Source organism: Sulfurimonas sp. (assembly GCF_026991475.1).
GTDB lineage: Bacteria > Campylobacterota > Campylobacteria > Campylobacterales > Sulfurimonadaceae > Sulfurimonas.
Map to the genome: position 1 here is coordinate 40,534 of NZ_JALXBK010000047.1, position 14,669 is coordinate 55,202.

10 protein-coding genes are annotated in these 14,669 nt (G+C 34.2%); 8 read left to right on the forward strand and 2 right to left on the reverse strand.

Annotated elements, in window-relative coordinates:
• Nucleotides 1-26: 26 nt before the first annotated feature.
• From MV589_RS03555 to MV589_RS03570, 4 genes are read left to right on the forward strand one after another with little or no spacing between them, the layout of a single operon-like run.
• Nucleotides 27-440 (forward strand): PAS domain-containing protein, encoded by a 414-nt coding sequence (locus tag MV589_RS03555; protein WP_297432104.1) that lies wholly within the window; start codon nt 27-29, stop codon nt 438-440.
• A 9-nt stretch (nt 441-449) separates the two neighbouring features.
• Nucleotides 450-1,946: an Hpt domain-containing protein gene (locus MV589_RS03560; RefSeq protein ID WP_297432106.1), complete on the forward strand. Its 1,497-nt coding sequence runs from the start codon at nt 450-452 to the stop codon at nt 1,944-1,946.
• A 2-nt stretch (nt 1,947-1,948) separates the two neighbouring features.
• Nucleotides 1,949-5,155: a hybrid sensor histidine kinase/response regulator gene (locus MV589_RS03565; RefSeq protein WP_297432108.1), complete on the forward strand. Its 3,207-nt coding sequence runs from the start codon at nt 1,949-1,951 to the stop codon at nt 5,153-5,155.
• A 10-nt stretch (nt 5,156-5,165) separates the two neighbouring features.
• Entirely contained in the window at nt 5,166-5,543 is a 378-nt protein-coding gene (locus MV589_RS03570; RefSeq protein WP_297432110.1) for a response regulator, read from the forward strand.
• A gap of 17 nt (nt 5,544-5,560) precedes the next feature.
• Here the strand turns inward: MV589_RS03570 and lon are convergent, their stop codons facing one another.
• Entirely contained in the window at nt 5,561-7,978 is a 2,418-nt protein-coding gene (gene lon / locus MV589_RS03575; RefSeq protein ID WP_297432111.1) for an endopeptidase La, read from the reverse strand.
• A 13-nt stretch (nt 7,979-7,991) separates the two neighbouring features.
• A complete protein-coding gene (locus tag MV589_RS03580; RefSeq protein ID WP_297432113.1) occupies nt 7,992-8,732 on the reverse strand; it encodes an outer membrane protein assembly factor BamD in 741 nt (246 codons plus the stop codon).
• A 179-nt stretch (nt 8,733-8,911) separates the two neighbouring features.
• Here MV589_RS03580 and MV589_RS03585 point away from each other — a divergent pair, with 179 nt between their 5' ends.
• Genes MV589_RS03585 through MV589_RS03600 form a run of 4 tightly spaced genes read left to right on the forward strand, consistent with a single transcriptional unit; the run spans nt 8,912 to nt 14,645 of the window.
• Entirely contained in the window at nt 8,912-12,664 is a 3,753-nt protein-coding gene (locus tag MV589_RS03585; protein WP_297432115.1) for a choice-of-anchor L domain-containing protein, read from the forward strand.
• Nucleotides 12,658-13,284: a type II secretion system protein gene (locus MV589_RS03590; RefSeq protein WP_297432117.1), complete on the forward strand. Its 627-nt coding sequence runs from the start codon at nt 12,658-12,660 to the stop codon at nt 13,282-13,284. The genes MV589_RS03585 and MV589_RS03590 overlap by 7 nt, the downstream gene beginning before the upstream one ends.
• Nucleotides 13,285-14,187, forward strand: a complete 903-nt coding sequence (locus tag MV589_RS03595) for a type II secretion system protein (protein ID WP_297432118.1) — start codon at nt 13,285-13,287, stop codon at nt 14,185-14,187. It begins immediately after the preceding gene.
• Entirely contained in the window at nt 14,163-14,645 is a 483-nt protein-coding gene (locus MV589_RS03600; protein ID WP_297432119.1) for a hypothetical protein, read from the forward strand. Before MV589_RS03595 ends, MV589_RS03600 begins: the two co-directional genes overlap by 25 nt.
• Nucleotides 14,646-14,669 lie beyond the last annotated feature (24 nt).

Genomic DNA, 14,669 nt, shown 5'->3' on the forward strand with positions numbered 1-14,669 from the left:
AATTCAAACAATTATAAGGTTTTTTTATGAGTAAGGTTATCCCAAAAGATAAAGAGTATTTTTTTGATGACAATGTGATCATTAGCCAAACAGATATAAAAGGTATTATTACATATGGAAATAGAGTTTTTTTTCAAGTTTCAGGATATAAAAAGGATGAGTTAATAGGTCAATCACATAATATTCTCAGACATCCAGATATGCCTAAAGAGGTATTTAAAAAGATGTGGAAAGCAATTCAATCTGGACAAGCTTGGAACGGACTTATAAAAAACCTGCGTAAAGATGGTCTTTACTATTGGGTGGAGACAGAAATACTTCCTGTACGGGATAATAATGATGAAATCATAGGTTACATAGCAGCAAGAAAAGCTGCTTCGAGAAAAGATATTCAAGAACATGAAGAGATTTATCAAAAAATGTTAGAGACGCAAAAGTAAGGAGAGACAATGTTAATATATAATTTTCAAAAAGAATTTTTAGGTATAGATGCTAAAGATCTCCAAGAACTGGGCTATCATGATCTATCTTCATTAAGAAGTGAAGTAACAGATTTTGCTGATTTATTTGTAAAAACACCTGGTTATATCCACAATTTTCAACATGTGCATTGGATAGATTTTATTGATTGTGCAGATGATGGTGAAATACAAAAAGTTATTATTAATGCAAATGGGAAAAACTTTACCGCCAATCTCTTAATTACATATGCTTATCTCAGCGATAATCCAATAGAAAAAGCATATCTTATTCATCTCAACAACTTAAGAGTTTTATCTAATGGAGAAGTTGAGCATATTCATGATGATATTTTGCAAAAATCTACTCCGATACATAACAAACCTATAGTAGAACCAGTTCATGAAACAGAGCAAATCCTGACACCAGAAATAGGAGAAACACCAGTACAAGATATATTGCCTCCAGAAGGTGAGAGCAATAATATAGATGAATTTATACCTCAAGTTCAAGAAAGTGTACAGGAGAATGTTCAAGAAGTCCCTGCTGTCGAAGATGTATATGACACTAATGATATAAAACTTGATATTGACTTCAAGGAAGAACCTTTTGCGAATGTCACACCTCCTACCAAAATAGCTAAAAAAGAAAAATTTGACAATGGATATATTTATAACCCAGAAGTAGCTTCAAAAGAGTTAGGTCTACCACTTGATTTAATAGAAGAGTTCATTCAAGATTTTATAGAACAAGCTGAAGATTTCAAACCTGAACTTTATAGTTCACTAAATGATGGAGATATTGACAATGTTAAAACCTTGTCTCATAAACTCAAAGGTGTTGCTGCTAACTTAAGAATTGAGGATGCATTTGAAGTTCTCGCACTTATTAATACTACTCCTGATATTTCAGTTATTCAAACAAATTTAGATCTGTTTTACAAAATTATTGCTAAACTAGCTGATAAAGAGATCGATGAAATAGTTACAGTTGAAGCAGAACAAGTGCAAGAGCAAAATCAAGGGAAAGAAGAGAAACAAGAAGAATTTTCACTTGAGCTTAAAGATGATGTTATTGAAGAGCCTATAAAAATCCAAGAAGAAGAAGAACTACCACTCACCTTTAAAGACGAACCTCAAGAAATCATTCCAGAAGAAGCTCAAGAAACTATTGAAATCAACTATTCAAAAGAGAAAGTAGCAAATGAAATTGGACTTGATATTGAAAGTTTCAAAGAACTCTTTAGTGATTATATTCATGAAACAAACATACTTATCAAAGAGATGCAAAATGCCGCTGAAAGCAACAACTTTGAGCTCGTTAACTTTGAAGTAATGAAACTCCAGGGAATGAGTGAAAATATGAGAATAAATAGTTTTAATAGTGAACTTAAAGCACTTACACACTCAACAAATCAAGATGAGTCATTCAAGCTCATTCATAAAATTCAAAATATTGTAGACCAGTTATCAAAAGTAGGAGCTTAACAATGCAACTCAGCTTAAAAAACAGATTACGACTTATCAGCCTACTACCAATTGTTATTCTATTTTTTGTAACAAGTTACTTTGTGTATACTTCTTACGACAGTTATAAAGCTGCCCAACTGTTACAAAATAAGCTCTCAACTAATAGAGAGCTCAATGACCTACTTAATAATATCTCACGAGAGAGAGGTATGACCGTTATTTACCTTGCAAACTCCTCACAAAACACTCTTAAATCTTTAATAAAGCAGAGAAAAATTGTAGATACCTTAGCAAAAAAATATCTACAAAATATCAAAAAATCTCCTAACAGACTAAGTGTTGCTTTAAAAGAGATTCAACAATCTCGTCTATTGGTAGATGAGCATAAAATAAGTTTTGAAAATGTTTATCAAAATGTATACGCAAAAGCTCGAAATATTGCAATTGAAGAACTTGAAAAAATTACGAATGAGCAACTCGACACAAATATCAATGAATACGCGAACAAGTATATAGAATTTGTTCGAGCAAGTGCATATACTGCAGCAGAAAGAGACTACCTCTCATATACTATTGCTAAATCGACCCCTTTAAATGAAGAATCAATTAATAAATGGATTTCCCTTATTGCAAAAGCAGATGCCTTAGACTATGATACTTTAAAGAATAAAATGCTAGTATCAAAGCTTAACAATATCTTTAAAAATGAGGATGCAACAGAATTATTAGAAGATATAAATGGCCAAAGAGCTGCAATTTTGGTTGAGGCCGCGCAAGGGAAATATGATACAAACGCGGGTGTTTGGTTTGCTATGCTTTCTGAAAAAATTAATATGATTTCTAATGCTGAAGAGATACTACTTGAGACAATGGATGCAAGAGCTGCCACCATTAAAACAGATGCTCTACAACTCCTTGCAATTACCCTTACAATTTGGCTTATTTCAGTTATATTAGCAATTTTTGGATTTTTACTCTCTAATGAAATTGCTAAAAATATTCTTAATCTGGAAAATGTTTTAAAAAGAGTTGCAGATGATACAAATGACACTTCCCAAAAAAGAGAAATAAATCTTCATACCGCAAAAGGTACGGAAAAAGCTTATAATCTTCTTGAACATATTATTGAGCAAACACGGCTTGATAAGGAGAGTGCACAAGAAGCAAGTGAAGCAAAATCAATGTTTCTAGCAAACATGTCACATGAGATACGAACGCCACTCAATGGTATCGTTGGATTTACTGAACTTTTAAAAGATACAGATCTTCAAGACGAACAATCTGAATTTGTTGAAATTATTGAAAAAAGTTCTGAAAATCTTTTAGAAATCATCAATAATATTCTTGACCTTTCAAAAATTGAGAGTAATAAATTAGAAATTGAAGATGTTATTTTCAATCCTATAGAAGAGTTTGAAAGTGCTGTTGAAGTTTACTCTGTTCGTGCTAGTGAAAAACAGATTGACTTAGCCTGTTTTATAGATCCGGAACTTGAACAGCCAATTAAAGGTGATCCAACAAAAATTAAAGAAGTAATCATAAATCTTCTATCAAACGCAGTCAAGTTCACAAGTAGCTCTGGAGTGATTAATGTCGACATTAGAAAACAAACTTCACTGCAAGAGGGTGTTACAAGAGTTAGATTTGAAGTGGAAGATAGTGGTATTGGTGTTACAAGTGAGCAAAAATCAAAAATATTTGAAGCCTTTTCACAGGCAGATACTTCTATTACACGTAAATATGGTGGTACAGGTCTAGGACTTACCATTTCTGCTAGATTTATTGAACTTATGGGCGGACAACTTGATTTACAAAGTGAACCAGGAGAGGGAACAACTTTCTTCTTTACCCTTGACTTTGAAGAGATTAAAACGAAGAATAGGACTCTTAAAGGAGCTTATTCAAAAATTAATGCTCTTATTTTAGAATCAAAACATAAAACAAAAAGACAAGATAGTTACCTCTTAGAATACCTTGATTTTTATGGTGTAAGTTATACAAAATACAAAGATTTAGCTGAATTAGAGAGTCTTCAAAAACAAATTAACTATGATTTACTTTTTGTTGATTATGAACACTGTAATGAAAGAGAGCTTAATTGGTATGCATCTCTTCGCCAAAAACTGATTTTAATCACAAAATCATTTTATATGAAGACTATTGAGAGTTTTGATATTGAAATATTTAAAACACTCTATGAACCACTCAACAATACAAAATTAAAAAGTGCACTTGAGAGTTATCAAAGTGAAAATTTTATAACTCTAATACAAGAGAAAAGGGTTCTAACTAATATTGATATGGAATCTGCAAAATTTAATGCAAAAGTTTTAGTTGCTGAAGACAATATTATCAATCAAAAATTGATAAAAAGGACACTTGAAGATTTAGGTCTTACAGTTAGTATTGCATCCAATGGGCTTGAAGCATTCCAAAAACGTAAAGATGGTTATTTTGATCTTATATTTATGGATATTCAAATGCCATTCCTTGATGGTATTGAAGCGACAAAAGAGATTTTAGAGTTTGAAGAAGATTACCATAGAATTCATGTTCCTATTATTGCACTAACAGCAAATGCCCTTAAAGGTGATAGAGAAAGATTTATAGAAGCTGGGCTTGATGAATACACCACAAAACCACTTGTACGTTCTGAAATTGTACTACTATTGACACAATTTTTATCTGATAAAATCATAGATGCAAGAGAAGAACCAGACATTAAAATTGAGCCTGAAGCAGCAATAGAAGAAGAACTAACAGAAGAAATAAAAGTAGAGGAACCAGAAGCTGCTGTAGAAGAACAAGAGGTAGAAGAGGTAGCAGTAGAGGAAGAAGAACAAATACCAGAGCAGAGACAAAAACAGGAGTACAAAGCAGATATAATCCTTGCTAAAAAAAGTCCTTTTGAAACAAAACTTTTTCAGAAAGTTTTAGACTCACTCGGCTATAGCTATGACGTTGCTAACACTACTGCAGAGCTAGAGAGTATGATTGCAGATAACAATTACAAAGTTATTCTTTTTGACAAAGAGTTACAAAACTTAAACATTGAAGCATTTTCAAAACTTGTTAAATCAGCAAGTCAAGAGAGTAATTTAGAAACATACCTTGTCTTAATGAATAACAATGACAATAATGGCGAAGATCTAGCTTATGTACACGAAACCATACGCAATATAGTAAATAAAGATTTACTGCGTTTAGTTATTGAAAAATTTATATAAAGGAAAATAGATGCAAAGAACTGATTTGATCGTCCTAGCAGTAGATGATGATATAATTAATTTAAAACTTTTAAAATCTATGCTGATGAAAAATAGTCATGTCAAAGAGGTTGTAGAAGCAAAAAATGGCTCTGATGCCATTGGGGTACTCAAAGCAAGAGATGACATAGACTTAATACTTTTAGACATTATAATGCCCATAATGAATGGCATAGAGATGCTAAAAGTCGTAAGAGCAGATGACAACCTTCGTCAACTTCCTATTATTGTTCTAACAACAGATGAAACTAAAAAAAATGAGGCACTCGAATCAGGTGCAAATGGATTTCTCATGAAACCAATTAGAAATGATGACCTGCTCAAAAAAATGGCAACGGTCATCCTCTAATAAACATGCAACAAGTTCTACACGAGAACTTGTTTTAAAACCTCTTCAACTCTTTTAACGGGAACAATCTCAAGTGCTTCTTGCACCTCTTTTGGAATATCTTCTAAATCTCTTTCATAATTTTTTGCAGGAATCAATACTTTTGTCATTTCAGCCTTATATGCTGCAATAAGTTTCTCTTTTAAACCGCCAATAGGAAGCACATCTCCACTCAAAGAGACCTCTCCTGTCATTGCAATCTCAGAACGAATTTTACGTGAGCTTAGTATAGATGCTATAACGCTTACCATAGCAATACCAGCACTTGGTCCATCTTTTGGAGTTGCTCCATCTGGAACATGAATATGTAGATCATAGCGCTTATAAACTTCACTAGAATCAACTTCCACAATCTCCTCTTTCTCTTTAAATGTCAAAGGGATATTATCTTGTGAAATACGTAGTTTTCTTTTATCTATAAGTGTTTTGACAACACTCATGGCAATGCGCGCTGATTCTTTCATCACATCACCAAGACTACCAGTGAGCTGAAGCGTTCCTTTACCTTTGATGCGTATACTCTCAATTTTAAGTACGTCACCACCAACCGCAGTCCAAGCCAAACCATTTACAACACCTACAACTGGAATTCTATCAGTCTTTTCAATCTCAAAAACACTCTTATCAAAAAATGTTTTTAAATTTTTCATAGATACAGAGACCTTATTCATCTCAGGATGTTTAAGTATATCTAAGGCAGCTTTTCGAGACATCTCTGCAATTCGTCTACGTAAATTTCTCACTCCCGCTTCACGTGTATAAGAGTGTATTAAATCTTTTAAAGCCGGCTTAGAAATACTAAGCTCATTTTTTTTCAGTCCATGCTTTTTTAACTCTTGTGGAATCAAATAGCGACGCGCTATCTCAAACTTCTCCTGAGGAGTATAAGAGCTGAGTGTAATAAACTCCATTCTATCACGAAGTGGAGCAGGAATACGCCCAATATCATTTGCAGTGGCAATAAAAATGACATTACTTAAATCTAAATCGAAATTAAGATAATAATCACGAAATTCACTATTTTGCTCTGGATCCAATATCTCTAAAAGTGCTGCGGTAGGGTCACCTCTTTGTGAGCGTGTTATTTTATCTATCTCATCAAGGACAATCACCGGATTTATTTTTTTAGCATCAATCAAACCTTGAGTAATACGCCCAGGCATAGCCCCAACATAAGTACGACGATGACCACGAAGTTCATTTACATCTTCAAGTCCACCAAGTGCTATTCTTACAAGAGGACGCTTTAGTGCAGTTGCTATTGAGTTAGCAAGTGATGTTTTTCCAACCCCTGGAGGTCCTGCAAAACATAAAATTGCACCCGCACTTTTTTTCGCAGTAATACCGCGAAGCTCAAGCAGCTCTTTAACTGCAAAATACTCTACTATACGCTCTTTTGGTTTCTCAAGTGAAAAGTGATCTTTGTCCAGCTGCTCTTCTACTGTCTCAATCTTTAGTGATTTTTTCGCTAAATTTCCAAAAGGGATATCTAAAACCCAGTCAAGATAGGTCTGCGTCATAGAAGCATCAGAAGAGTCAGGATGCATACGAGAAAATCTCTCTAACTGTTTAGAAATCTCTTTATAAGCATCTTCTGTCATCTTCTCTTTTTTTGCTTCAAGTTGTTTCTTATACTCTTCTATCTCTTCATCACGAGAAGTATCAACACCAAGTTCTTGCTGAATCTGCTTCATCTGCTCTTTTAAGAAGTACTCTTTGTTTACCTCTTCAATATGTGAATGCACTTTTGAGCGAATCTCTTTTTGCAACTTATTTGCTTCTATCTCTTCAATAAGATAATCAATCAAATCCAAAAATCTTTTTTCAGTATCACTCTCCACAAAAAGTTTATATGCCTGCTCTTTTTTAAGCTTAATAGTAGAACAAATCAAATCAATAATACGGTTATGGTCATGATTCTCTTCTATAGTTCTGAGCAAATCGGGAGGAAAATAGTTACTTACCGTAGAGAGCGCTCTTACCTTTTCTCTCACTACTTCTAAAATGGCATCAGCCTTAAGTGTATCAACATCTGAAGACTCAATTATATCAACATGTGCTATAAGAGGATTTTGTGAGATCTGATAAAGAGATTTTGCACGTGCAAGTCCTTGAAAAAGCACTTTTACCCTTCCATCAGGTAGAGAGACCTTACGCATAATAGAGCCAACAACACCCGTATCATATAAAGCATCAAAATCCCGCTCACCTTCATGTCCTGCTTTACTTGTACATACAATAACAAGAGAGTTGTTATCTATAGCTTTTGTTGCTGCGTTTATGTTCTCTTTATCACTTAAAAAAAGTGGCGATATCATAAACGGGTATAAAAAAAGTTCATCTTCTGCTATTACTGGAATATCAGCAGGAAATTCTCCATAATTACTCAATTTCATAAATTTTCATCCTTTACTTCGTTATATTTTCATCACTATCGCTCACTGTATTTCGTGAAACAACACTTTTTGTATCTGGTATTAAAAAAGCATACCAACTTGATTTACCATCTCCAACAAACCACTCTCTATACCAAGGAATCTTAGCTGGCGTAACATTTTTCCAGTTTATCCATGGTTGAGGATCAAGATCTCTATAATATCTTGCTGCTCTTGGTTTATCAATTCTATCATACAAGCCTGCAATACTCTCATCAAACGAAGCCCTTCCAAGATAAAGTCTCGTAAGCATTGTATCTACTAAAGAGTAATACATAGAGCGTGGATAGTTCCTCTCAAACGATTCAGCTTGTTTAATAGCCTCTTGAATAAAAACCTGATCTCTTCTTGGGTGTGGCAGTGATTTATATTTTGCTTTGATTTTTAAATACTCTGCAAACTCTATCTCATTGGCGTTTGCATAACGCTTGATATAATCATTTAAAAAATGTTCCGTTAAAAGGTACTCCCCATTATGCATGTGTGCAATTGCCAAAATCATCGTTGCCTCGGGTAAAAGTGGTGAACCAATATGCTCACCTTGCAGTGATGAATAGTAATCATCAGCCTTATCATAGTTTCCATCTGAGAGGGATTCTATAATTTTACCATACCAATAAACGGCCGGTTTATTATACTCATCAACATTTTTTGAACATCCACTAAAAAGCAGACTCAACGCAAACAAACTCAAAAATATATACATTCTCTTCATAGAATAGACTTCCTTTCGTAATTAGATTGTTATTTTATCTAAAAGATATATAACACGCATTAAATAAAAGAGATTTCAGCTTCTTTAAAGCTTACTCATTAGATAATGCAATATAGTAACTATGCTTTGCTACTGAGCCCTATTATGTGGTGCAGTGATTTTACTCTAAAGGGGACGCTATGAAAACTATAAATTTTATCAAAACTTTCACCATTTTTACATCCTTATTTATTTTCACATCGCCATCTCTTTTTGGAGATACTGCCTGCCCTGCAGGTTCTACTGCAAACTGTAGATACAATGTAACAGCGGAGGAACTAGCAGCACAAATTCAGGGTGTTGGAATCACAATTACAAACCCAAAAATCACTCATGGATCAGGAAAACAGGTTGGTATCTACACAAACGGCTCAGGTGCAAACCTTGAAATTGACAAGGGTATTATTCTTACCGGTATGAATGTGCAAGAATCTTTTACAACAAACTCTTCATGGCAGACTTCTATCAGGGAGTCAGGAACATATAACGATCCAGATTTGACAGCTATCGATACACGTTCAATTTATAATCCTGTTATTTTTGAATTTGATGTTACCCTTGATGAAAATACAAGACTTTTATTGATTGATTATCAATTTGCCTCAGATGAATACAATGAGTATGTTGGTTCTAGATTTAACGATGCTTTTGGATTTTTTGTCTCTGGGGGTGATTTAAACCAAACATACAATATTGCACGGGTTGTAGATAACCAGACTTATGTTAAGATTGATAATATCAATAATTACGCACCAGTAACAGTCAATAATGTGAACGATGGTTCAGTTGGGGTATATAATGATCCTAATATACCAGAAATATTGACAAATACTTCTTATTTTATCAATAACTGTAATACAGGTAATGGTGGTCCAAATTGTACACAATCCACCTCTCCAATACTTGTAGAGTATGATGGTCTTACACATAAGCTTCATGCAACACTTGACAACTTAACACCAGGTGAAACCTACCATTTTAAAATGGCTATTGCCGATACCGATGATGCAAATTGGGATACCGGTGTATTTGTAAATAAGATCAACGGTCTAAGAGAGCCAAATATCTGCTACGATTATGCTTATAAACAAAACGGCATCTACCTTACAGAGGGCTATGACTCAAGTAAAGGTCCCTACATAAATGCAGCAAATGTTGTAGCAAATAATCCAAACCAGCCGATTGAACTTGCTATGTACTTTAAAAATACAAAAGATTCTGAAATTGTTGCAAGCAACATTGTATTTAACCTTATTGATATTAATACAACACAAGCAACCTACCACAGAGACAGCGTATGGGTAACAGAGCCAAACAGCTTTACAAGAACAAAAGTTAATGACTCACAGCTCAATGTCAGTGACAGCTATGTAAAAGGTATTCCTGTTAGTTCGTTTAATGCGTTTGACTACTTTTATATCTATGCATCACTTGATCCTCATCAGCGATCTCTAGAGCTTCCTATTATTGCACGTATAGATTATGATTTGACTATCCCTCTGTCGGCAAATGATAGTATCACTATAAATAGATCAAGCTTTATTGACAAAGATATTCCTATTTGTAGTGGAGGTATCGGTACCTATGCACCGGTTTATGGCTACTTCAACATAATTGAGAATGGTCTCTATACAGATGATTCCAACTACTACTACAATATAAACACACAAGTAACCAATAGACGTGGTGATTTAAGTGTTGTCTCTGTCGATGCGAACACAACGACAAACCCTGATTTGCATACTCTTAAAAACATCAGTACCGTTGTAGGTGTCGACATGCTTGACCTAAAATCTTTCCACTACACTACAGCAACCTGTAGTGAAGTCACAAACTCTATCAGTGATAGAGTCTGGGTTGTTTTTAATGCACAGTCTAAAGTACCGCTTATACCTGATGATGTAACATTTAACAAAATTGCCCGTGAAGATGCTGCGTTTAGAATAAGTTATAATCTTGCAGGTGAAGATGGAGACTTACTTCAACTTGAAACTCTTGTCAATAATAACAATAATAACAATAATAACAATAATAACAAATACAATATACTCAATTTACCAAATGATACTGAATATAACCAATGTACAAAGAGTAATGGTGGTTCATGTACAACATCAGGCACTAACTATGACGATGCAATGACAAAAACAGAACTTGATACCTGTATGGAGTGTATCTACGGTATCAATACAAAACTCATCTGTTCCCGCGACAACTTTGCTATACGCCCTGAGTCGTTTTCAGAAAACATTTATGACCAAGATCAAAATACTACGGGTCTGCCAAATATTAATCTAACGCCAAATTATACAGGCGCGACAACACTCACGGCTCAAAACTTACATCTTGCTGCTGGCTACCCTTATGTTCTTGAGGTAAACGCAACAAACCATATAGATAACAACTCATCACGAGGTTATAATGTAAAATATGAAGATATATCAGGAGCAAGTGCAAAATATTTTTGGTCACCATCTACTGCAAAACCTTCATGTCTTGATACTACTGATAAAAATGCAAGCGTAAATTTTTGGGATGGACATAGTGACAAAAACAACTCGGTATCACAGATAGGTGAATACCGACTCTCTTTACTTGACACTTCATGGACAAAAATAGACAGCATTGTGCAGAGCCACCATACAGGATCTTACTTTAAACATACTCCGGATTGTGTACTTAACAGCGCTTATGTAGCAGGTGAAAATGCATTTGATCATTTTAACGGATGTAATATCAGCTCAGTACATACCAACATTGACAACCACAGAAAATATGTAGATATCAATATAACTATACACCCTTATGAATTTGATCTCTCAGGGGTAACACCTTCTGTTGGCATCAATAATGATGCGAACATTACAGCTGATACTTTTATATATATGTCAGATATGAACAAAAGTAGTGATGAGAACATGTCTTTTCATCTCGATGGAAATATCAAAGCAGTTGGAAAAAATGCTATTGTAACAACAAATTTTGTAGATGGCTGTTATGCCAAACCATTAGAAGCAAAAGTGGACAAAGTTACCATCAACCTACCCGTTGCCTATCAGTACAAACTCCACATCTTAGATGAAAATTCTACACAGATTAGAGAAGAGTTTAAAGACTTGAACAATACACAAAATACTATCTCTTTACCAAGCTCAGATTTTATTCCCACTGCAAAAGGAGAGGTAAAAACAATTCTAAATCTTAACTACTCACGAGCTGTAAATAAAGCTATAAATCCAGAGCTCATTACTTTTAAAACTTATAAAGTTGAATGTAGTACTCCTGCAAACTGTGCATATGCAGCTGACCTCAATCTCTCAAACGCAGCAGAGGGGAAAAAAGATTTAAACTATAAAATCAAGCACTATTATGGTAGAGCACATGCATTAAGACAGAGATATTTTGGTTCTGATGGAAATGTTTCTATCTATTATGAGGTCTATTGTGACTTATCGAATGATGGTAATAAATCAAATGATGGTAACAAATCACTCTTACAAGATAAATTTAACTCAAAATACAGTGATGATCCCAGATGGTTTATAAATACAGAACATAAAACTGCTAAAGATGGTCAAGTAAACAGCATCAATCAAAGAGGCTTTCCTTTGGGTTCGGGTAATGTTAAAGCCACTGCAATCGATACCCAAACACCAACAAAAGCACATCTTAAATACTCCACGGCAAGCACTAATGGCTACCCATATAAAACAACAATGGAAATAAATGCTTCTAATTGGTTGATTTATAATAAATACAATCAAAATGCAAAGAAAAATGGATTTGAAGTTGAATTTATAAATAGTTCAGCAGGTTGGGCAGGAGAACACGAAACCGATTCTACAACCAAAAAGAGTGCAGCAGATATTACAAATAGGAGACTAATGTGGTAAAAAAGTCTGCATTTACTCTTATTGAGTTAATTTTTGCGATTGTTATTATTGCAATTACTGTACTTACTCTACCTATGATGACTCGCGCTACAGAAAAAGGTATTGAAAGCAGCATTATCCAAGAAGCTATATTTGCAGCAGCAACTGAATTAAACGAAGCAACAACATACCATTGGGATGCAAATTCTATAAATCCTACGACACCTAACTCTTATGCAAAAGTCATTGATATTAATGGACAGTGTGATAACAATACTAGTTCTCCTCGTTATAGACTCCTCCCTGGTCAAATTGAACAGCCTTTACATAGAAGATGCTTAAATAGTAATATAACAATGCCTGCAGATAGTAATTCAACAACTGTAGAAACTGTTGAGAATGCTGCACATGGCTATAAATTAATATTTTTAAATCCAACTCCAGATAAAGAAGGTTATAAAGATAAATATAAATCTGAAGTTATAGTAGGAAATAAAGCTACATTTGGTGACTTAAATAATAATACAAATATTAAACCTATTCAAGTCACTATAAAAAATTCAAATGGTACTATTTTAACATCACTTAAAACATATGTAACAAATATCGGTGAAACCGATTACTACAAAAAGGCCTATTAAATGAAAAAGCATGCTGCGTTTACCATGGTCGAACTAATTTTTGTCATTGTTATTATGGGAATAATTGGAAAATTTGGTGTGGAATTTTTAGCAAAAGCATACCAAAGTTTTATATTTGCGAAAATTAATAATGAACTTCAGTCAAAAAGTGAAACTGCTGTTGAAACAATTGCTGCTCGTCTTCAATATAGAATAAAAGATTCTGTTATAGCGAGAACCTCTAAAAATGCAAACCCTATAGCCATTGCCGATGCAACAGGCAACAATTATAAAGTTTTAGAGTGGGTTGGTATTGCCCAAGAGAGCCGAAGAGGGTTAGATCTCAACACCAGTGGAACACCTTATCTTCCAGATTGGAGTGGCATAATAGACCTAGATGCAGGAGCTAAAAATAGACTTATTTCTCCTCAAACAAATACCACTAATATAAATACAATGATTAGTGATTTAAGTGATGGGAATACAACTATAAATGATGCCGCTATTTACTTTGTAGGATCAAACAGTAATGTACAAACAGGATATGGTTGGAATGGAGCACTTAACAACCAACAAGGAGCAATGCATCCCATAACAAGCGTAGCAGGTACAGCCAATGCCTTTACAAGCTCAAATGGAGTGGACTTTAGTGGTGTGGATGTTTATGAGTACTATTTGCTTGCATGGACAGCCTACGCTATTGTCTATGAACCTGGAACAAACAACAAAGGAACACTGCGTTTATATTATGACTATCAACCATGGAACGGTGCAAAAATGACAAACGGTAAGAGTTCCATTTTAATGACAGATGTAAGCACATTTCAGTTTATGTCTATAGGTTCAATTATGAAGATTCAAGTTTGTACCAAAAGTGACTTAGCAGAGGAGTACTCTTTATGCAAAGAAAAAACAATTTTTTAGCCAATAGAAAAGCGAAACCAGCTTTTGCTATGATTATGGCAATAGCTCTAATAGTTGTCATCTCGACAATAATGGCATTAGCCATGTTTTTAAGTGCAAAGTCCACGAAAAAGACAGCTGACCTCTATCTCTATGAACAAGCCGTACTAGAAGCACATAGTGCAGCAGAATACTCTCTTTTAAAAATTGCCAAAGATGGACCCTGCACACATTTTAATGATTTACACTTCATACAAGACGGTATTTATCAAATTGACATTACAAATAGATTTATCTATACAACTCCACTTCCTGCCGGATGTGTGGATGATGGCACGGCAAATGACAATGTCTATGCCACTGTTATCACTCCCGAACAAAATGGTTCTGTTTTGATGGATATATCAGTAAGTGTAGTTAATCCGACTGTAGTTAGTGAGCCTATTCGATATTTTAAAAGAAGCATACAAAAATTATAAATTTATAATCCTTTATCAACTTTT

Coding starts and splice junctions, on each gene's coding strand:
- MV589_RS03555 (WP_297432104.1), top strand. CDS start 27: ATGAGTAAGGTTATCCCAAAAGATAAAGAGTATTTTTTTGATGACAAT.
- MV589_RS03560 (WP_297432106.1), top strand. CDS start 450: ATGTTAATATATAATTTTCAAAAAGAATTTTTAGGTATAGATGCTAAA.
- MV589_RS03565 (WP_297432108.1), top strand. CDS start 1,949: ATGCAACTCAGCTTAAAAAACAGATTACGACTTATCAGCCTACTACCA.
- MV589_RS03570 (WP_297432110.1), top strand. CDS start 5,166: ATGCAAAGAACTGATTTGATCGTCCTAGCAGTAGATGATGATATAATT.
- lon (WP_297432111.1), bottom strand. CDS start 7,978: ATGAAATTGAGTAATTATGGAGAATTTCCTGCTGATATTCCAGTAATA.
- MV589_RS03580 (WP_297432113.1), bottom strand. CDS start 8,732: ATGAAGAGAATGTATATATTTTTGAGTTTGTTTGCGTTGAGTCTGCTT.
- MV589_RS03585 (WP_297432115.1), top strand. CDS start 8,912: ATGAAAACTATAAATTTTATCAAAACTTTCACCATTTTTACATCCTTA.
- MV589_RS03595 (WP_297432118.1), top strand. CDS start 13,285: ATGAAAAAGCATGCTGCGTTTACCATGGTCGAACTAATTTTTGTCATT.
- MV589_RS03600 (WP_297432119.1), top strand. CDS start 14,163: ATGCAAAGAAAAAACAATTTTTTAGCCAATAGAAAAGCGAAACCAGCT.